Source organism: Pseudactinotalea terrae (assembly GCF_009733845.1).
Classification (GTDB): domain Bacteria; phylum Actinomycetota; class Actinomycetes; order Actinomycetales; family Beutenbergiaceae; genus Pseudactinotalea; species Pseudactinotalea terrae.
The window spans coordinates 232,149-251,117 of record NZ_WNXZ01000005.1 but is presented as its reverse complement, the minus strand read 5'-3'; the positions used below and the strand labels follow the sequence as shown (position 1 = coordinate 251,117).

Annotated in this window: 21 protein-coding genes and 4 tRNA genes; 14 read left to right on the top strand and 11 right to left on the bottom strand. The window is 70.9% G+C overall.

What is annotated here, in order from left to right; translation table 11 throughout:
• The first annotated feature begins 12 nt into the window (after nt 1-12).
• Both GPA03_RS16570 and GPA03_RS16565 read left to right on the top strand, forming a co-directional pair.
• Entirely contained in the window at nt 13-480 is a 468-nt protein-coding gene (locus GPA03_RS16570) for a helix-turn-helix domain-containing protein (protein WP_156253134.1), read from the top strand.
• A 10-nt stretch (nt 481-490) separates the two neighbouring features.
• Nucleotides 491-946, top strand: coding sequence for a VOC family protein (locus tag GPA03_RS16565; RefSeq protein WP_156253133.1), 456 nt, complete (start codon nt 491-493; stop codon nt 944-946).
• A gap of 363 nt (nt 947-1,309) precedes the next feature.
• Here GPA03_RS16565 and GPA03_RS16560 read toward each other — a convergent pair whose 3' ends face one another.
• The 6 genes from GPA03_RS16560 to GPA03_RS16535 form a co-directional block, all read right to left on the bottom strand.
• A complete protein-coding gene (locus tag GPA03_RS16560; RefSeq protein ID WP_156253132.1) occupies nt 1,310-2,785 on the bottom strand; it encodes a UDP-N-acetylmuramoyl-L-alanyl-D-glutamate--2,6-diaminopimelate ligase in 1,476 nt (491 codons plus the stop codon).
• A 27-nt stretch (nt 2,786-2,812) separates the two neighbouring features.
• Entirely contained in the window at nt 2,813-3,451 is a 639-nt protein-coding gene (locus tag GPA03_RS16555) for a DUF5701 family protein (protein WP_156253131.1), read from the bottom strand.
• Between the two features lie 72 nt (nt 3,452-3,523).
• On the bottom strand, nt 3,524-4,003 hold the full coding sequence (locus GPA03_RS16550; protein ID WP_156253130.1) for a hypothetical protein: 480 nt from the start codon (nt 4,001-4,003) through the stop codon (nt 3,524-3,526).
• Nucleotides 4,004-4,076: 73 nt separating this feature from the next.
• A tRNA-Phe gene (locus tag GPA03_RS16545) sits at nt 4,077-4,152 on the bottom strand.
• 63 nt (nt 4,153-4,215) lie between these two features.
• Nucleotides 4,216-4,289 (bottom strand) — tRNA-Asp (locus GPA03_RS16540).
• A 24-nt stretch (nt 4,290-4,313) separates the two neighbouring features.
• Nucleotides 4,314-4,389 (bottom strand) — tRNA-Glu (locus GPA03_RS16535).
• A gap of 133 nt (nt 4,390-4,522) precedes the next feature.
• Here GPA03_RS16535 and GPA03_RS16530 point away from each other — a divergent pair.
• The 6 genes from GPA03_RS16530 (at nt 4,523) to nagB (ending at nt 8,451) form a co-directional block, all read left to right on the top strand.
• Nucleotides 4,523-4,873, top strand: coding sequence for a metallopeptidase family protein (locus GPA03_RS16530; protein WP_156253249.1), 351 nt, complete (start codon nt 4,523-4,525; stop codon nt 4,871-4,873).
• 185 nt (nt 4,874-5,058) lie between these two features.
• Entirely contained in the window at nt 5,059-5,457 is a 399-nt protein-coding gene (msrB, locus tag GPA03_RS16525) for a peptide-methionine (R)-S-oxide reductase MsrB (RefSeq protein WP_156253129.1), read from the top strand.
• Complete coding sequence (locus tag GPA03_RS16520) at nt 5,454-6,221, top strand: endonuclease/exonuclease/phosphatase family protein (RefSeq protein WP_156253128.1); 768 nt, start codon at nt 5,454-5,456, stop codon at nt 6,219-6,221. The genes msrB and GPA03_RS16520 overlap by 4 nt, the downstream gene beginning before the upstream one ends.
• Nucleotides 6,218-7,135 carry an EamA family transporter gene (locus GPA03_RS16515; protein ID WP_241681347.1) on the top strand — a complete coding sequence of 306 codons (918 nt, stop codon included), beginning with the start codon at nt 6,218-6,220 and terminating at the stop codon, nt 7,133-7,135. Before GPA03_RS16520 ends, GPA03_RS16515 begins: the two co-directional genes overlap by 4 nt.
• 155 nt (nt 7,136-7,290) lie before the next feature.
• Complete coding sequence (locus GPA03_RS16510) at nt 7,291-7,578, top strand: GlsB/YeaQ/YmgE family stress response membrane protein (RefSeq protein WP_206673605.1); 288 nt, start codon at nt 7,291-7,293, stop codon at nt 7,576-7,578.
• An 87-nt stretch (nt 7,579-7,665) separates the two neighbouring features.
• Nucleotides 7,666-8,451 carry a glucosamine-6-phosphate deaminase gene (nagB, locus tag GPA03_RS16505; RefSeq protein WP_156253127.1) on the top strand — a complete coding sequence of 262 codons (786 nt, stop codon included), beginning with the start codon at nt 7,666-7,668 and terminating at the stop codon, nt 8,449-8,451.
• Nucleotides 8,452-8,457: 6 nt separating this feature from the next.
• Here the strand turns inward: nagB and GPA03_RS16500 are convergent, their stop codons facing one another.
• On the bottom strand, nt 8,458-9,297 hold the full coding sequence (locus GPA03_RS16500; RefSeq protein WP_156253126.1) for a fumarylacetoacetate hydrolase family protein: 840 nt from the start codon (nt 9,295-9,297) through the stop codon (nt 8,458-8,460).
• 118 nt (nt 9,298-9,415) lie between these two features.
• On the opposite strand from GPA03_RS16500, the gene GPA03_RS16495 reads away from it, so the two are divergent.
• Nucleotides 9,416-11,116: a glycoside hydrolase family 13 protein gene (locus tag GPA03_RS16495; RefSeq protein ID WP_156253125.1), complete on the top strand. Its 1,701-nt coding sequence runs from the start codon at nt 9,416-9,418 to the stop codon at nt 11,114-11,116.
• Between the two features lie 112 nt (nt 11,117-11,228).
• Nucleotides 11,229-11,492, top strand: coding sequence for a GlsB/YeaQ/YmgE family stress response membrane protein (locus GPA03_RS16490; protein ID WP_156253124.1), 264 nt, complete (start codon nt 11,229-11,231; stop codon nt 11,490-11,492).
• A 57-nt stretch (nt 11,493-11,549) separates the two neighbouring features.
• Here the strand turns inward: GPA03_RS16490 and GPA03_RS16485 are convergent.
• The 3 genes from GPA03_RS16485 to GPA03_RS16475 all read right to left on the bottom strand — a co-directional run bounded on the left by GPA03_RS16485 (nt 11,550) and on the right by GPA03_RS16475 (nt 13,869).
• Nucleotides 11,550-11,622 (bottom strand) — tRNA-Lys (locus GPA03_RS16485).
• A gap of 41 nt (nt 11,623-11,663) precedes the next feature.
• Nucleotides 11,664-12,494, bottom strand: coding sequence for a transglutaminase-like domain-containing protein (locus GPA03_RS16480; protein ID WP_156253123.1), 831 nt, complete (start codon nt 12,492-12,494; stop codon nt 11,664-11,666).
• 61 nt (nt 12,495-12,555) lie between these two features.
• Nucleotides 12,556-13,869, bottom strand: coding sequence for a D-arabinono-1,4-lactone oxidase (locus GPA03_RS16475; protein ID WP_156253122.1), 1,314 nt, complete (start codon nt 13,867-13,869; stop codon nt 12,556-12,558).
• A 135-nt stretch (nt 13,870-14,004) separates the two neighbouring features.
• Here GPA03_RS16475 and GPA03_RS16470 point away from each other — a divergent pair, with 135 nt between their 5' ends.
• Together GPA03_RS16470 and GPA03_RS16465 are read left to right on the top strand one after the other, a co-directional pair.
• On the top strand, nt 14,005-14,436 hold the full coding sequence (locus GPA03_RS16470) for a YciI family protein (protein WP_156253121.1): 432 nt from the start codon (nt 14,005-14,007) through the stop codon (nt 14,434-14,436).
• A gap of 7 nt (nt 14,437-14,443) precedes the next feature.
• A complete protein-coding gene (locus tag GPA03_RS16465; protein ID WP_156253120.1) occupies nt 14,444-15,673 on the top strand; it encodes an RNA polymerase sigma factor in 1,230 nt (409 codons plus the stop codon).
• Nucleotides 15,674-15,684: 11 nt separating this feature from the next.
• Here GPA03_RS16465 and GPA03_RS16460 read toward each other — a convergent pair whose 3' ends face one another.
• A complete protein-coding gene (locus GPA03_RS16460; protein ID WP_156253119.1) occupies nt 15,685-16,998 on the bottom strand; it encodes an outer membrane protein assembly factor BamB family protein in 1,314 nt (437 codons plus the stop codon).
• A gap of 97 nt (nt 16,999-17,095) precedes the next feature.
• Between GPA03_RS16460 and GPA03_RS16455 the strand changes: the two genes are divergently transcribed.
• Entirely contained in the window at nt 17,096-18,274 is a 1,179-nt protein-coding gene (locus tag GPA03_RS16455; protein WP_156253118.1) for an alanine racemase, read from the top strand.
• 59 nt (nt 18,275-18,333) lie between these two features.
• The gene (locus GPA03_RS16450; protein ID WP_421958430.1) at nt 18,334-18,969 is read left to right on the top strand and encodes a hypothetical protein; all 636 of its coding nucleotides are present in this window, start codon (nt 18,334-18,336) and stop codon (nt 18,967-18,969) included.

Below are 18,969 nucleotides of genomic sequence, written 5' to 3'. Positions count from 1 at the left end.
AGCGTCGCAGGTGTGACGACCACCCGCGCTCACGACGACGTGCTCGTCCACCTGCGCGCCGCTCGTGACCACGCGGACCGCAACTTCTCCGAGCCGCTGGACCTCGAGGCGCTCGCGGCCGTCGCACGGCTGAGCAAGTTCCACTTCCACCGGCTCTTCACCGCGACCTACGGCAGGAGCCCTCGCGCCTACGTCTCCGAACGTCGGGTCGAGCGGGCCCAGGATCTCCTGCGCGCGACGAACCTGTCGGTGACCGAGGTGTGCCACGCCGTCGGGTTCTCGAGCCTGGGTTCCTTCAGCTCGCGGTTCCGCGAGATCGTGGGCGAGAGCCCGAGCCAGTTCCAGGCGCGGTATGCGGCGGCGGGAGCGCCACGCATCCCGGGGTGCTACGTCTTCATGTGGGGGCTGGTGGAGAAGTCGGCTGATGGTGCAGCAGGCACAGCAAGCACGGAGAAGCGCGGCCACCGCCCGACTCCCTAACGTGATCCACATGATCACGAACGTCTCCCTTGTCAGCGTGTGGGTGAAGGACCAGGACGCCTCACTCACCTTCTACACCGACGTCCTCGGCTTCGAGGTCGGTGACGACATCCGGCTCGCGGAGGACTTCCGCTGGCTCACAGTCGTCCACCCGCAGCAGCCGGAGCTGCACCTGCACCTCACGACCCCTGGCCCGCCGCTGAGCGAGGAGCTGCAGACCCAGATCCACCGCTCGCTCGACTCGGGCGGCATGCCCGGCGTCGGTCTCAACGTCGACGACTGCCGTGCCACCTGCGAGGCGCTCGCCGCGAGGGGCGTGACGATCCTGCAGGAGCCCGCGGACCGCCCCTACGGTGTGGAGGCGCTCATCCGGGACAACTCCGGCAACTGGATCGTCATGGTGGAGCCGCGCGACTTCGACCCGACCGCCCTCAAGCGCGACGACATCGAGTCGCCCGCCCCCTGACCTCCCCCGGTCTCACCGCACCTCCGGCACGTCGAAGGCGCGGCGAAGGTGGCAGTGAAATCGTGCTCTCCTGACACCTGTGGGTCGTCACCTGTCATGAGGCGTCTGACTCGCCTGCCCGTGTCAGTTCTGTCAACCCGCAGGTGCCGAACAGGGGGTTCTGCTCGCGTGTCGGCCGAACAGGGGGTCCTGCCCGGAATGCGCCCGCTATGCGGGCAGAACCACCTGGTCGGCGGGCACGACCGGGCAGAACCACCTGGTCGCGGCAGTCGGAGGGCCGTTCAGTACGTGTTTCTCCGCACCCCCGCGCCGAGCCACGTGGAGCCGGGGACCCACCAAGAGGTCCGGAGCGGCTGAATCGGGTCAGGAGTGGCGGCGGGCGAGGGCCGAGCGGGCCTCGGCGACCTCGTCCCAGGCGATCGTCTCGGTGTCGCGCTCCAGGGTGTCCTCGGGCCCCTTGCCGGCCAGCACCACGGTGTCCCCCGGGCGGGCGTGCTCGACGGCGTGGCGGATCGCCTCGGTCCTGTTGCCGATGCTCCGGGTCGTCCCCGCGCTCGGGGCGAGGGCGGCGCCACGCTCCATCTCCGCGAGGATCTCCGCCAGCGGGGTGTCGCGGTGGTCCTCCTCGGTGAAGATCGCGTGGTCCGCCAGCCGCGCCGCCACCTCGCCGAGGGGGGCCCGCTTCGAGGGGTCGCGCGGCCCGCCGGCCGACCCGATCACCACCCACAGCTCACCCTCGGTGGTGGCACGCACGGTGCTCAGCGCCTTCTCCAGGCTCGGCGGGGTGTGCGCGAAGTCCACGATCACGCGAGGGTCCTGCCCGGGGATCCCGGGGACCAGCTCCATCCGACCCGGCACCCCCGAGAACGTGCGCAGACCCTCGATCAGCTGCTCCGCCGTCGCACCCAAGCGATGCGCGGCAGCCATCGCGGCGAGCGCGTTGGCCACGTTGAACCGGCCGATCATGGGCAGCATCGCCTCGAGCCGCCCGAGCGGGCTCTCGACGGCGAAGCTGAGCCCGTCGGGCAGCTCCCGGATGTCGTGGGCCGTCCACGCGGCCTCGGCGCCCTCGGCGGAGTACAGCGTCTCCTCGGGAGCCCGGCCGTGGAGCTGCTCGGTCCAGGGGTCGTCGGCGTTGAGCACCGCGAACGGTGACCGCTCGACGAGCTTCGCCTTTTCGGCGAAGTAGTTCTCCACGGTGCCGTGGAAGTCGAGGTGCTCGCTCGTCAGGTTGGTCCACACCGCGACGTCCCAGGCCACGGCCCGGACCCGGTCCATCGCGAGCGCGTGGCTGCTGGCCTCGAGCACCACGGCCCGCGCGCCGGTGCTCACCAGCTCGCCGAGCACCCGCTGCACCTCGGGCGCCTCCGGCGTCGTGAAGTGCGCGGGGAAGTGGTGCAGCTCGCCGTCGGCGAGCTCGTACCCGACCGTGGAGAGCAGCCCGGTAGGGAGCCGAGCCGCACGCAGCAGGTGCCGCGTCAACCAGCTGGTGGTGGTCTTGCCATCGGTCCCGGTCACGCCCACCACCCGCAGCCGCCGGCTCGGGTGGCCGGCCAGCGCGGCGGCGGCGTCGGCCAGCGCCCCACGGGCCGAGGCCACGGTGAGGTACGGGACGGGGCAGGTCGCGCCGTCGGGCAGGCCCTCGCCGATCACCGCGACAGCGCCCGCGGCCACCGCGGCGTCGACGAACGCATGCCCGTCGGCACGGGCACCCCGGATCGCCACGTAGAGCGCGCCCGGGCTCACCCACCCCGCGTTGTGGGTGACCGCCGTGACCTCGAGGTCGGGCAGCCCCGCTGACGGGGCGCCCACGGCGTCGGAGAGGTCACGCAGCTGCATGGACTCATGGTGCCACCGCCGGGAGCGCTACCCGGCGATGCGCGCTGCTGCCGAGGCGGAGCCCAACCACGTGTGCGGGTTCCGGTCCCAGCACCAGCCGAGCTTCGGTGCGCGCTCGGAGATCCAGATGGCCGGCACCTGCTGGTTGCCCCGGCGCGAGGCGAGCAGCGAGAAGCACTTGTTCTTGCGGAGCATGTCCGGTCGCTGCGTGACCAGCGCGATGCCCTCGGCGATCGTCAGCGGAGTCCTCCCACGGGCGGTGATCGCCCCCAGCGCCGTCTCGGGCGTGACGTTCGTGAACTCGCTGCCGGTGTCGATGTCCGTGAGCAGGTAGACGGGCGCGTCCGGCACCGTGACACCCTCGATCGGCGCGTAGCGGCCGAGGTGGTCGTCCTCGATCATCAGCGTGGCGGGCCTGTCGTCCTTGGTCATCAGCAGCGCGCTCTCGCGCAGCGGCGCTGCGGGCACGAGCACGAAGGGGATGTGGTCCTCGGGGTCGACCGTGCTCGATCCCGGCAGCCTCAGCGCCAGGTTCTCGACGGCGGAGCGCAGCTCCGGCTCGGTGGTCCCCATCAGCGCTGGGTAGCCGAGGCGCAGGAGGTTCTCGAGCTGGCGCTCGAGCTCGGCGTTCGTGGTGCGGTCGACGGCGGCGGCGGTGCTGGTCATCGGGCTCTCCCTGGTCTCGTGCGGCCGAGGTTCAACGGCCGGCGCCGAGCCGTTGTTCCCGTGGCTGCGCGGTCAGCCGAACGTCTCCAGCCCGAACCAGGCCAGACCGAGCAGCACGGCGCCGACGATCGTCACCAGCGCCCGGGACCACACGGACTCGCGGGACCGCGCCGCGACCGTGATGGCGGCGGCGATCGCTCCCGCCAGCGCGTAGCCCAGCCCCCACCCGGGCGAGGTCGTGGCGAAGAAGGCCCAACCGCCCAGGGCGAGCGCGACGACCAGCACCTGCGCCCACCAGGGAGCGGCTGCGCGCTGCGCGCCGGCGACCACCGCGATCGTCACGAGCCCCGGAACGGCCGGGATCACGACGAAGATCAGGATCGAGTACGCCGCGAACGGCAGCGGTGCCAGGTCGGAGCCGAGCGCGACCACGGCTCGCGAGACGCCCAGAGCGAGCGCGACCGTGAGCCAGCACCAGAGCGCCTGCGTCATCGTCGCGCGCAGCCATGCCGGTGTGGTCCGTGCGACCCGCGGCGCCGCGCTCTCGCTCATGGGCTCACCGTATCGAGCCACCCGATGGGCGCAGGGAGCAGAACAGCCCCGGGATCTCTCCCGAGGGCTGCGATGGTGGCTCCGACCGGCGTCGATCCGGTGACCTTTCGATTTTCAGTCGAACGCTCTACCAACTGAGCTACAGAGCCATGGCGGCCGTTCGCCGTCGAGCTGTGTTCTGGCGGTGAGCCGCCTCGGCGAAAACCGTTCCGCGACCCCGACCGGACTTGAACCGGCGGCCTCCGCCGTGACAGGGCGGCGCTCTAACCAACTGAGCTACGGGGCCAGGTACTGCTCATTGTGCACGAGTTGGTACCCCCAACGGGATTCGAACCCGTGCTACCGCCGTGAAAGGGCGGGGTCCTAGGCCGCTAGACGATGGGGGCCCCATCGGGCGTCCCACGTTCCAGACGCCCCAGAACCTGGACGAGCATAAGGGAGCGGCAGGCCCGGGAGCAAACCGGCACGGTGTGGGACATCCCACGCGGGGCCTGGTGTGAGGATGGTCCCGTGATCGAGATGTCGCCCGAGGCGTTCGAGGAAGCGGTCGCCGACGGCCTCGACCTCATCCCCGACGAGCTTGCGAGGCACATCGACAACGTGGTGGTGCTGGTGGAGGACGAGCCGCCGGCCGATGCCGAGGATGCCAACCTGCTCGGGCTCTACGAGGGCACGCCGCTGACCGAGCGCGGCGAGTGGTGGGCCGCGGGCTCGCTCCCGGACCGGATCACGATCTTCCGGAACCCCACGCTGCGGTTCTGCGAGGACGTCGACGAGGTCGCCGAGGAGGTCGCGGTCACCGTTGTCCACGAGATCGCGCACCACTTCGGCATCGACGATGCCCGCCTGCACGAGCTCGGCTGGGGCTAGCGACCTCCGCGCGTTGCGCAACCTACCGAGATGTCAGTTCCGCAACGCCACCCCGCCCACCGTGTTGCGGAAACCCACCGAGACGTCACTTCCGCAACCGATCGCGCTCGCGGCGGTCGTGGCGAGCTCGACCGCACGCCCGCCTCGGGGCCGGTGCTGGTGCGTGGCGGGGTGATACTGGAGGCATGGACAAGGTCAGCAAGACCGACGAGGAGTGGCGCGCCGAGCTGAACCCGATGGAGTTCGCCGTGCTGCGGGAAGCCGCGACCGAGCGCGCGTTCACGGGTGAGCTGCTGGGCGAGCACCGCACCGGCGTCTTCAGCTGTCGCGCCTGCGGGGCCGAGCTGTTCCGCAGCGACACGAAGTTCGAGAGCCACTGCGGCTGGCCGAGCTTCTACCAGCCGCAGGAGGGTGACGCCGTCACGCTGATCGAGGATCGCTCGCACGGGATGGTCCGCACCGAGGTCCGCTGCGCGCGCTGCGACTCGCACCTCGGCCACGTCTTCGACGACGCCCCGCAGACCCCCACCGGGGACCGGTTCTGCATCAACTCGGTGTCGTTGCGGTTCGCGCCGCAGGAATGACCCGCCTCCTCACCCTCAACCTGCAGCACGGGCTCTCACGGGCAGGGGCACGCACCTCCGCCGACGAGCTGGCCGCCGCCGTGGCTGGGCTCGAGGTGGACGTGGTCGCCCTGCAGGAGGTCGACCGCGGCCAGCCGCGCAGCGGCGGCATCGACCAGGCCCGGGTGGTCGCCGACGCCCTGGGGCTGCCGCACGTCCGGTTCGCCGCCACCCTCGCAGGCGACGTCCGCGTCGGCAAGGCCTCGCCCGAGCGTTGGGGGATGGCCGACGGCGCCGCGTACGGTCTGGCCGTCGCGTCGAGATGGCCTGTGGTGGCCTGGTTCGTGAAGCGGCTCCCGCGGTTCCCCGTGCGGCACCCGATCCTGCGGGGTGGCAGCGTGCGGCTGCGGGACGACGAGCAGCGTGGTGCTGTCGCCGCCGTGGTGCAGACCCCCCACGGTCCGCTGACCGTCGCGAGCGCGCACCTGTCGCTGCTGGGCCCCGTCGCCGCGTGGCAGGTGGGTTCGTTGTTGCGGTCGGTGAGCACGCTGCCGCCTCCCGCGGTCGTCGCCGGCGATCTCAACCTCGACCCGTGGGCGCTCCGGCCGCTCTCGCTCGGCTGGCGGATGCCACGAGCCCTGACCTTCCCGGCGGGCACCCCACGGCGGCAGATCGACCACGTGCTGACCAGAGGCATCGAGATCGACCGGGCCGACGCCGTCGACCTCGCGATCTCCGATCACCGAGGGCTGCTGGCGACCCTGACGCACGACATCGTTCGGTGAGCGAGCATGTGCCCGCGAGGCCCCTGGGCCGGGCGCTCGCGCGCGTCCCGGCACCGGCCCTGTTCGCGACCTCCGGGATCGCTCAGTACAGCGGCGCGGCGCTCGCGGTCGGTCTGTTCGCGCTGGCGCCGCCGCACACGGTCGCCTGGGTGCGGGCGCTCGTCAGCGCCGTGATCCTGCTGGCGCTGATGCGGCCCTGGCGCAGCACGTGGACGCGGGCCACGCTCCGGCAGACCGCCGTGTTCGGTCTGGTCCTGGTCGGGATGAACATGCTGTTCTACATCGCGATCCGGTACCTGCCGCTCGGGGCCGCTGTCGCGATCGAGTTCGCCGGACCGGTGCTGGTCGCGGCGTGGGGGAGCCGGAACGCGCGTGGCCGGGTCTCGGTCGCGCTCGCGGCCGCCGGGGTGGCGGCGATCAGCCTGGTCGGGCTGCGCTGGGACGAGGCGGGCGCCGCCGGAACCGCGCCGATGGTGCTCGGCCTCCTGTGCGCGGTCGGAGCCGGCGCGAGCTGGGCCTGGTACATGGTGCTCGCGGGCCGGATCGCTGCGGTGCGTGACGGGCAGGCCTCGCTCGCGCTGGGCACGTCGATCGCGGTGCTGGTGCTCGCCCCGGTGGCGGCGCCCTGGGTGGGTCCGCTGGTGACCTCCGGCGGCAGCGTCTGGCTGGCGGCCATCGGGGTGGGAGTGCTGTCGTCGGCGATCCCGTACATCCTCGATCAGGTCGCGATCGTGCGCCTGGGGACGGCGGTGTTCGCGCTGCTCAACGCGCTGCTGCCCGCCACAGCCACCGTGGTGGGGTTGCTGGCGCTGCAGCAGCGGCCCACGCTCGGCGAGATCGCCGGTCTGGCCGCGATCAGCGTGGCCGTGGCGCTGTCCTCGCGGCGGCGGGCGCTGGGCCCGGACGGTGCGTGATTCGGCCACGGATCACCCCTGGGGGGCGCGGATGGCAACCGCCCACCGCAGCCGCCGTGACCGCGGAGTATGTGGTGTGTTCGGACTGCGCGCGATCGGCTGTTGTGCCAAGGTGATCCACGAGGCGCCCGCCTCCGCGTAGAAAGGGGTACCCAATGGAGTTCACAATCGGCGGCATCATCGGGACCATCATCTTCGGTGCCGTGATCGGAATCCTGGCCCGCTTGTTCAAGCCGGGCAAGCAGAACATCAGCATCCTCGCGACCGTGATCATCGGGATCATCGGCGCCGTCGTGGGGTACTTCCTGGCGGCATTGCTCGGTGTCGAGTCCACCGGTGGCCTTGACTGGATCCGCTGGATCATCTCGATCGTCGTGGCCATCATCGGTATCGGCATCTACCTCGGCATGCGGGGCTCCAGGGGCCGTAGCGGCGGGGTGTGACGACTCACCCACCGCATGACAGACCGCAGGACCCTCGGCGTGATGCCGGGGGTCCTGCGGCGTCTCCACTGATGCCAGACTGGCCCCGTGGAGGTCATCATCACCAGCGGTCCTGACGAGATCGCGCAGATCGGTGCAGACGCGTTCTGCCACCTCGTCGACCGCAAGCCCGACGCCGTGCTCGGCCTGGCGACGGGATCGTCGCCGCTGACCATCTACGACGAGATCGTGCGCCGGTACGAGGGGGGCAAGGTCAGCTTCGCGGGTGCGAGCGCGTTCACGCTCGACGAGTACGTGGGGCTCTCGGCCGATCACCCGCAGCGGTACCGCAACGTCATCGCCGCCGAGCTCACCGACCGGATCGACATCGACCCCACGCGAGTCCACGGGCCCGACGGGCTCGCCGAGGACATCCCCGCCGCCTGCGCCGCCTACGAGGCAGCGATCGCCGAGGCGGGCGGAGTCGACCTGCAGATCCTCGGGATCGGCACCGACGGGCACATCGCCTTCAACGAGCCCGGCTCGTCGCTCGCCTCCCGCACGCGCATCAAGACGCTCACGGCGCAGACGCGCGTGGACAACGCGCGCTTCTTCGGCGGCGACGCCGAGGCCGTCCCGCAGCACTGCCTCACGCAGGGCCTGGCCACGATCATGGAAGCACGCCAGCTGCTCCTCGTCGCCACCGGGCGCGCCAAGTCGGAGGCGATCCACCACCTGGTCGAGGGCGCCGTGTCTGCGATGTGGCCCGGCACGATCCTGCAGCACCACCCCCAGGTCACGGTGCTCATCGACAGCGCCGCGGCCTCCCGGCTGGCGCTGTCCGACTACTACCGCGAGACCTACGCGAGCAAGCCCGCCTGGCAGCACTTCTGAGCGAGGTCAGACCACGGTCTGCTTCTGCTGCCCAAGACCTTCGATGCCGATCTCGATGACGTCGCCTGTCGACAGATAGGGGAACCGGCCGGACAGCGCGACGCCCTCGGGCGTGCCGGTGTTGATCAGGTCACCCGGATCGAGCGTCAGGTACTGGGAGAGGTCGTACACGATGGTGGCGACGTCGAAGATCATGTCCGCCGTCGAGGAGTCCTGACGGGACTCACCGTTGACCGTGGACCACAGCCGCAGCGCGTTCGGGTCGGCGAGCTCGCTGACCGGCACGAGCGAGGGGCCGAGCGGGTTGAACGACGGCCCGCACTTGCCCTTGCTCCACTGACCGCCCGACACCTCGAGCTGCCAGGCGCGCTCCGAGAGGTCCTGGCTGGTGACGAAGCCGGCGATGTGGTCCCACGCCTCCTCGGGCGAGCTCAGGTAGCTGGCGCGCTTGCCGATCACCACACCCAGCTCGACCTCCCAGTCGAGCTTGGTCGACCCGGGGGGCAACGGCACGTCGTCGAACGGCCCGACCACGGTGTTCGGGTGCTTGAAGAACAGGATCGGGACCGACGGCGGGGTGCCGCCGGACTCGGCGGCGTGAGCCGCGTAGTTCATCCCGATGCACAGCACCGCGCCCGGTCTGGCGATCGGGGCCCCGATGCGCAGGTCGTCCGCTCCCTCGAGGACCGGGAGAGTCTCCATCGCCTCTCGAACGCGAGCGACGCCGTCGGCGGCGAGGAACGCGCCGTCGATGTCGGTGGTGAGCGATCGCAGGTCGCGAGTGACGCCGTCGTGGCGGACGGCGGGGATCTCCTCGCCGAGCGCGCCGAGTCGCAGGAGCTCCATCGGTTTCATTCCAGTCTGTGCAGGGGCCGGTCGGATCAGCATGGCGTAGCTCTGCGCCGCCGTGCGGCGGCGCCCGGATGCTAGGACAGCGGAGCGCCCGCTTCGGTACGTTCGAGCCGTGAGCAGCGTTGACGAGCCGTGGTGGCGCAGAGCCGTCGTCTACCAGGTGTACCCGCGGAGCTTCCAGGATGCCAGCGGTGACGGGCTGGGCGACATCCGGGGAGTGATCTCGCGGCTGGACCACCTGGTCGAGCTGGGGGTCGACGCCGTCTGGCTGTCGCCCGTGTACTCCTCGCCGCAGCACGACAACGGCTACGACATCGCCGACTACCAGGCGATCGACCCGATGTTCGGCACGCTCGACGATGTCGACGAGCTCATCGCCGCCATGCACCAGCGCGGCCTGCGCCTGATCATGGATCTGGTGGTCAACCACACCTCGGACGAGCACCCGTGGTTCCTGGAGTCGCGCAAGGCGGGCAGCCCGAAGCGGAACTGGTACTTCTGGCGCCCCGGCCGTCCCGACCCGGAGGGGGCACCCGGATCCACGCTGCCGCCCAACAACTGGTCGTCCGTGTTCCTCGGACCGGCATGGACCCTGGACCCCAGCAGCAGCGAGTACTACATGCACTCGTTCTCCGTGAAGCAGCCCGACCTGAACTGGCGCGAGCCGCAGGTCCGGGAGGCGGTGTACTCGATGATGCGCTGGTGGCTCGATCGCGGCGTCGACGGCTTCCGGATGGACGTCATCAACCTCATCTCCAAGCCTGCAGACCTGCCCGACGCTCCGGGTGGGCCCACCGGGGGGAACCAGATGGAGCTGGTGGTGAACGACCCCGACCTTCACGAGCACCTCGCCGAGATGCATCGTGAGGTCTTCGACCGCTATCCCGACCGCACGTTCCTCACCGTCGGCGAGATGCTCGCCGTCTCGCCCGAGCAGGCGGTGCTCGTCACCGATCCATCACGCCGCGAGCTCGACATGGTGTTCCAGTTCGAGCACGTCGACGTCGACTACGGGATGCTCGGCAAGTACGACCCGCAGCCGCTGAAGCTCCCCGACCTGAAGACGTCGCTCGCGCGCTGGCAGGACGCCCTCGCCGAGCGTGGCTGGAACTCGCTGTACTTCAACAACCACGACCAGCCACGCGCGCTGTCCCGCTGGGGCAACGACCACCAGTACTGGCGCGAGTCCGCGACGCTGCTCGCCGGGATCCTCCACATGCATCGCGGCACCCCGTTCGTGTATCAGGGCGAAGAGATCGGGATGACGAACTACCCGTTCGCCCGCGTGGAGGACTTCCGGGACATCGAGGCTGCTCGCGCCTACGAGCTCGCGACCGGCATGGGGATGGCTCCCGAGATGATCCTGCCCGCGATGGCGAAGATGGGCCGCGACAACGCACGCACCCCGATGCAGTGGGACGGCGATGCGGAAGGGGGATTCTCGACCGCGCGACCGTGGCTCGCCGTCAACCAGAACCACCTGTGGCTCAACGTCGCCGCGCAGCGCGACGACGCGGACTCGGTGCTGTCCTTCTACAAGCGGCTGATCGCGCTGCGCAAGTCCGAGGACGTGCTGACCATCGGATCCTTCACCCTGCTCGAACCGGATCACGCCGCCCTGTGGGCGTACCTGCGGGAGAGCGACGCGGCGCGCCTGCTCGTGCTCGCGAACCTCTCCGACAAGGCGATCGATGTCCCTGCCGGCGAGCCGTTCAGCGGGCTCGAAGGAGGCCGCATGCTGGTGGGCAACTACCCCGAGGGCAGCGTGTCCGCATCGCTTCAGCCGTGGGAGTTCAAGGCTGTGTATCTGTGACCCTTCAGCGACGCGAGATCCGCGTCCGCTAGACTGTTGGGCCGCTCTCGCGAAACCCGACGGGAGCAGGACAACGGTCGACAACCGGTCGACCAGCAAGGAGAAGCAACAAATGGGCTTTCTCGGATTCCTCATCGTCGGTCTGATCTGCGGCACCCTCGCCAAGATGATCCTCGCCGATCGGGCCGTCGGCGGTTGGCTGGCGAGCTTGATCATCGGTGTCATCGGCGCATTGGTGGGTGGCTGGCTCGGGTCGGTGCTCTTCGACGTCGAGCTCGGTGGCTTCTTCGACATCAAGACGTGGCTGCTGGCGCTCGCCGGCTCTGTGCTGGTGCTCTTCATCTACACCGCTGTCACAGGCAAGCGACGCGCCTGATCTGTACCGACGAACGGCGCCCGGCACTCAGCCGGGCGCCGTTCGGCGGTTCTGAGGTAGGCCCCGTGGGGCTCGAACCCACAACCCACGGATTAAAAGTCCGTTGCTCTACCAGTTGAGCTAGAGGCCCTGGGCGCGGTTGGCAGTCTAGGCGAGCCGCGAGCGTCGTCGTCAGGCCATCTGCACGGGCTCGGTGGGATCGTCGGTGGGCAGCTCACCCTCGATCGTGGCCGTCACGGTCTGCGGCCCCATGAGGATCCCCGCGCCGTAGCTCGACAGGAACGCCGTGTCCGCCGCGTCACGGCCGGTCGAGATCCGCAGCAGGGCCGAGCGCGGCGCCAGCCGGGTCCCGTCGATCACGTACCACCGGCCGTCCACCCATGCCTCCGTGACCGCGTGGAAGTCCATCGGCGTCAGGCCCGGGGCGTACACGGCGACCAGCCGGGCGGGCACGTCGAGACCACGCAGCAGCGAGGTCGTCAGGTGCGCGTAGTCGCGGCACACCCCGGCGCCGGCGAGGAACGTCTCGACCGAGCCGTCGGTGAACCTGCTCGAGCCTGGCACGTACCGCAGGTGCTCGTGGACGAACGCCGAGACGGCGTTGACGAGGTCCAGCCCTGTCACGCCCGTGAACTCACGCCGCGCCACCGGCAGCATCCGGTCCGACTCCGCGTACCTGCTCGGTCGCAGGTAGATGTCGCGGTCGTCGGGGTTGTCCGGCGCGGTGGTCCCGGCACCGTCGTCATCCGAGGTCACGGTCGCGTCGTAGCGGAGCCGGATCTTCTTCCCCCACGGGGTCGAGGCGGGGAAGTCGAACGTGTGCATCACCCCGCCGTGCGCCGTCGGGATCTCGACGGCGGTGAGCGGCTCGTCGTCGAGCGTCACCGCGAGAGTCTCCTCGATCTCCAGGCCTGGCACCCGCGCGGCTGCCACCTGGAGCACCACGCGGGTCGCTCCTGCGATGGTCGTGAACGCGAGTTCGGCACTCACCGTGCGTCGCATCGTTCCTTCTTCCCGCTGAGATGCGCCCGCGTGGTCGGGTGCTCCGAGGAGGATAAGCCGATCAGGGGCCGAACACCCGCGTGGTGTAGGCGTTCGCGAAGACCCTGCCGGGGTCGACGGCGTCGCGCACCCGGAGGGCGTCGCCGAACCTCGGGTAGCGGTCGCGCAGGTCATCGGCGCCGAGCCGATGCAGCTTCCCCCAGTGCGGCCGCCCCTGGTGCTCGGCCATCATTGCCTCGACAGCCCGGAAGTAGCGTGCGAACGGCAGCCGCCGGGCCTGGTGGACGGCCACGTAGGCGGTCTCGCGCCGATGAGCGGTGGACAGCCAGATGTCGTCGGCAGCGGCGAACCGCACCTCGATGGGAAAGGGCACGTTCTCGCCGGTGCGTCGCAGCCAGGTGTCGATCTCCGCGAGCACCGGCACCACCGAGGTCGGCGGGATCGCGTACTCCATCTCGCGGAACCTCACGCGCCGGGGCGAGGTGAAGACCTCGTGGCTCGGGGCTCGGTACCGCCGCTCGGTGAGTGCTCGCGCCGCCACGTTGTTCACGACGGGCGTCAGCGCCCCGAGCATCGAGCACAGCTCGGTCGTCAGCGTGAGCCCGCCGTTGGCGAGCAGCTCGTCGTCCACGAGTCGGCGCGCCCGGTTGAGACGGTGCCCGCCGGCGCTCCTGCGATCGTTGATCTTGGTATGCGCCAGGTCGGTATGGGGCCACCAGTAGAACTCGACGTGATCATGGGAGCGCACCAGGCCGTCGTCGTCCAGCAGGGACTCGAGCACATCCCCGAGCGGCAGCGGTGCCTCGTACGCCTCCAGCTCGAAGGCTCTGACGGTGCTGAGCGTCACGGCGGTGATCACCCCGGCCGTGCCCAGGCCGAGCCGCGCCAGCTCGAACAGGTCGGGGTGCTGCGTCGCGCTGGTCTCGACGATCTCGCCGTCGGCGGTGACCAGCCGGAGCGCGCGCACCTGGGCGGCGAAGCCGCCGAACGCCGCACCCGTGCCATGGGTCCCCGTGGAGATCGCGCCGGCGATCGACTGCTGATCGATGTCGCCCATGTTCTCCAGCGCGAGGCCACGGGCAGCGAGCTCGGCGCACAGGCGGCCGAGGCGGATGCCGGCACCGACGCGGACCTCGCACGAGCCGCCAGGGGTAGCGGGGCCGACGTGCTCGATCCGGTCGATCGCATCCAGGCTGAGCAGCACGCCGTCGGTCGCTGCGCAGTCGGTGAACGAGTGCCCCGCACCGACCGCTCGCACCCGGGTGCCGCGTGCGGCCGCCCAGCGCACCAACGCCGCCACCTCGGCATCGTCCACCGGCCGTGCGACCAGCTCCGGATCCGCGCTGGCCGTCCTCGCCCAGTTACGCCACACCATGTCCCCATGATCGCGTCCCGGAGGATCGGACTGCAGGAAGATTCTTCAGGAACCGATGTCGATCGGCGCTGCGGCCGTTCGACGGTCTAGTAGGAAGGCGCACAGGGCGTCGGCCGAGACACAGGGAGTAGAACGATGAAGTACATGCTGATCATGCGGTCCACCGACGCGGCGCTCGAGGCGTCGAAGGAGATGGACTTCGAGGAGATCATCAACGCGATGGGCAGGTACAACGAGTCCCTGATGAACGCGGGCGTGCTGCTCGCGGGCGAGGGGCTCGCGGACGCGACGGAGGGCTTCGTCGTCGACTTCGACGCCGACACGCCGATCGTGACAGATGGGCCCTACGGCGAGACCCACGAGCTGTTCAACGGCTTCTGGATCCTCGAGGTCGCCAGCAAGGAGGAGGCCGCGCAGTGGGCGAGCCGATGCCCGCTCGGCCCCGGGAGCAAGCTCGAGGTGCGGCGCGTGACCGACGAGACCGACTTCGCGGACTTCGCCGACAACGAGTACGTGCAGAAGGAGCCGGCCTGGCGCGAGCAGCAGGCCGCCCGCCAGGAGGGCTGACTCTCCGATGTCCGACATCCGGCGCACGGTCGCGGCACTCTGGCGCATCGAAGGTGCCCAGGTGGTCGCGACCCTCGCGCGGATGACCGGTGACGTCGGCACCGCGGAGGACCTCGCGCAGGAGGCGCTCGCCGATGCGCTCACGCAGTGGCCGGAGTCGGGCGTCCCGCGGAACCCGGGCGCCTGGCTCACCGCTGTGGCCAAGCGCAAGGCGATCGACACCTGGCGGCGCCAGCAGCGGCAGGACGAGAAGTATCGCGTGATCGCCCACGACCTGTCCGAGACCGGCGAGGACGAGTGGCAGCCGATCGAGGACGACGTCCTGCGGCTGATCTTCACCGCCTGCCACCCGGTCCTGTCGCGACAGGCGCAGGTGTGCCTCACGCTCCGGGTGGTCGGTGGTCTGAGCACCGAGGAGATCGCCCGGATGATGCTGGTCCCCGTCTCGACGGTGCAGCAGCGGATCGTCCGGGCCAAGGCCACCCTGGCCGCCTCGCACGTGGTGTTCGCCTCGCCCGAGCCGCCCGAGTTCGGCGAGCGCCTGGGCGCCGTGCTCGGAGTGGTCTACCTGATCTTCACCGAGGGTTACGCAGCCACCTCAGGTGACCGCTGGATCCGGCCGGACCTGGCGAACGAGGCGCTGCGGCTGGGCCGCGTGCTGGCACGGCTGCTGCCGCGCGAGCCGGAGGCGCACGGGCTGGTGGCGCTGATGGAGCTGCAGGCATCGCGCTTCGCTGCACGCGTGGCCGCTGACGGCAGCCCCGTGCTGCTCACCGACCAGGACCGCAAGCGCTGGGACCACGCACAGATCAGGCGCGGGCAGGCGGCGCTGGCCCGTGCCGACGCCATCGGTCGCGGGCGCGGCAGCTACGCGCTGCAGGCCTCGATCGCCGAGTGCCACGCATGCGCGAGCAGCGTCGAGGACACCGACTGGGAGCGCATCGTGCTGCTGTACGAGGCACTCGGCCGGATCGCCCCGAGCCCGATCGTCGACCTCAACCGGGCGGTCGCGGTGTCGATGACGTCCGCCGGGGCGGAGCCGGCGCTCCGGATCGCGGATGGGGTCGCCAAGGGTGGGAAGCTCGAGGGCACGTCGCTGCTGCCGAGCGTCCGCGGCGAGCTGTTGTCCCGGCTCGGCCGCACCGAGGAGGCACGGTCCGAGCTCGGCATCGCCGCTCGCCTCGCGACCAACGCCCGCGAGGCGGAGGTGCTACGGAGCAAGGCCGCCCGGCTCTGAGTGCGCGTGCTTCACCACACAGCCGTTGCGGCGCGGTCCCAGACGAGCCTGACGACCTCGTTGCCCAGCAGCAGCACGACGCCGTCCGGCTGGAACGCGAACGCCCCGGACTGCTCGGCATCGCCGTAGGTCCACAAGACCTCACCGCTGTGGGCGTCGACGCCGGTGAGCGCATCGGTTGCTGTCGACATGAGGAGCGTGGATCCGGCCGCAGCAAACGCCTGGATCGCACGGTCGCCCTCGGTTGTCCACAGCACCGCACCGGTGCGGACATCCCTTCCGGCGAGACGGTCGGAGGGTGTCGTGACCGTGGTGGTCACCAGCACGCCGTCGACCCTCGCGAAGGCCATCTCGCCGTCGTCCCCGTTCTCGACCACCCAGACCGTCTCGTCTCCCGAGACGACGCTCAGGTGCGACCCGTCCCACCTGACCTGGTACCGCCCCCCAGGATCGTCGTCGGGAGCCACCGCGATCTCGGAGTGCAGGATGCCGCCGTCGTCGCCGAGCAAACCGATGCTCGAGTGCTCCAAGTCCTGGCGTATGTAGCCGTACGGAGTGGCGTACACGTACGCCGAGACCTGCTCGAGGGTGCTGCCGCTCGTCACGTCGACGACGACGCCTTCCGAGACCACGGACAGGTGCACACGCTCACCGAGCACGACGAGCTGGGCGAACAACGCAACGTCGTTCATGTCGCCGAGCATCCAGTTCCTGTGGTCCACAGTCGTCACCCAGCGCGGTTCGCCGGCGGCGTCGACACGCAGCAGCTCGAGCTCGTCGTCGCGTTGCGTCAGCACGATCAGGTCGTCGTCGACATCCTGGGCGGTGACGGCGTAGGGCACCTCGGTCCGCAGCTGGTCGCCCGTGATCGGGTCGATCCTCACCGCTTCGGCCTCAGGCTCGCCCGGCCGCTCGATGCACGTGAGCTGCTCGTGCACCGTGCAGGTCTCGATGTCGACGGGCACCTGCCAGAGCTGCTCGCCCGTGGCCAGCGAGAATCCCACCGCGAGGTCGCCCGAGAGCAAGACAGCGGTCGTGCCGATCACGTCGAGCGACTGAGAGCCCCAGTGCCCGCCCTCGATCGGGGCGCGCCACATCTCCTCCGGCGGCGCGGTGGCATCCACCGCGAGCATCCCGACGGTGCCCGGCGGGTAGCCGTCCAGCGACAACCCCTCCTCCGGCGCCACGGCCACGCCGGTCACCACGAGCGCGGCCGCCGCCAGCACCCAGGGCGTCGTCCCGAGCCACGGCCCGCGTCGGTGTGCGGGCGGAGCCTCGAACGCAGGCTGCTCGGAGCCGATCTCGAACTCGTCGTCGTCGGTCATGACCCCCTCGACACCATCCGGTCCATCACGGCCAACATAGGGGAGTCCACGGCCCGATGAGTCGAGCGAACCGACGTTCATCGCGGAAGATGGAGCGGTGAGGACGAGTGCTGCGCCTTGGCGGGAGGCGACGAGCGGGATACCGGGGCCGGTCGCCGTCGTCGACCTGGACAGCTTCGAGGCCAACGCGAGGGATCTGCTCGCGCGGGCGCAGGGGACCCCGATCCGGGTGGCGTCGAAGTCGTTGCGGGTGCGGGCGCTGATCGAACGGGCCCTCGGCCTGCCCGGGTTCGCCGGCGTGATGGCGTACTCGCTCGGCGAGGCGCTGTGGCTCGTGGAGCAGGGGGTCGACGACGTCCTGCTGGGGTACCCGAGCGTCGACAGGGCTGCGCTGGGTCGGCTGGTCTCGGACCCGCTCGCGCGCGAGCGGGTCACGATGATGATCGACGACGTCGAGCAGGTCGCGCTCGTGGAGCGCGCGCTCACGCGCGCCGGGTCGCCCGAGGGCCCGCCGGTGCAGGTGTGCCTCGACGTCGACGCCGGGCTGCGGCTCGGGCCGGTGCACATCGGGCCGAGGCGCTCGCCGGTGCGGGGCGCCGACGACGCGCTGCGGCTGGCAGCGGCGGTCGAGCGGACCGGGCGGCTGCGGGTGCGTGGCGTGATGTTCTACGAGGGCCAGGTCGCCGGCGTCGGCGAGGCCGGCCCGCGCGGCCCGGTGGTGCGACTGATGAAGCGTGCCAGCCTCGCCCAGCTCGCGGACCGGCGGCCGGCGATCGTCGGCGCGCTGCAGGCCGAGCTGGGGCGCGAGCTGCTGGTCAACGGCGGCGGCAGCGGCTCGGTGGCGCACACGGTCGCCGACCCGACCGTCACCGAGGTGACGGCCGGCAGCGGGCTGTACTGCCCCACCCTGTTCGACCACTACCGAGCGTTCGTCCCGCGCCCGGCCGCCTACTTCGGGCTCGACGTCGTGCGGCGCCCGACCGACGGGATCGCCACGGTGTTCGGTGGCGGCTACATCGCCTCCGGTCCGGTGGGCCCGGACCGGCTGCCCTCACCTCTTGGCGGCGGTCGCTACCTGGCGACCGAGGGGGCCGGCGAGGTGCAGACCCCGCTGCGGTACCGCTCCGACGCGCCGGGGATCGGCAGCCGGGTGTGGTTCCGGCACGCCAAGGCGGGGGAGCTGATGGAGCGCTTCGAGCAGGTACACCTCGTCCGCGGGGGCCACATCGAGGCGACCGTGCCCACGTATCGTGGGGAGTCGCGCACGTTCGGCTGAACGGAATCGAGTTGCGACCGGTGGGTGGATGGAATCGTGTGGAGAGCGGAGGTGGCGGGGTGAGCGAGCAGCACAGGTTCCGGCGGCCCGCGATGCTCTCGCCCGAGCAGGCCGAGGCGATCGTGGGGGATGTCGACCCGGCGGTGCGGTCCGAGGCCGCACACACGACGGCCACCGCGATCGTGCACGGCGGCCGGGCGGCCTCCGACGACGCCGCTCTCGTCGAACGCCTCGTGAGCCTGGTGGACACCGAGGGCATCGACACCGTGGCGGCGCTGTGGGCCGACAGCCCGGCCGAGACCCTGCCCGGTGCGCTCTGGCGGCTCTACCTCTTGCGTGAGTGGACCCGCCGCGACCCGCGGACGATCGCGGAGCGCTACCAGCTCGGCGTCGCTCGTGCGGAGGTCGCGGGCGCGGTGGCCGGTGTCGCCGACGCACCGGGGCCTGAGGAGATCCGCACCCTCGCGGACGCCGTGCTCTCGGGTGTGTTCCGCGGCGACCTCGACGTGGCGCTCGAGCGTGCCGGCGCCTTCTGCCGCGTGCTGGCCACCGGCTCCGCGCTCGATGCCGACAGCGTGGCGACCTCGAGCGGGCACGCCGCCACCCGGATCACGCGCCACGCGGGCGCCCTGCTGGGCACCGCAGAGGAGCTCGAGCAGGCGGCGGCGCTCTGGCGCGCGGAACGGCTCGACTGA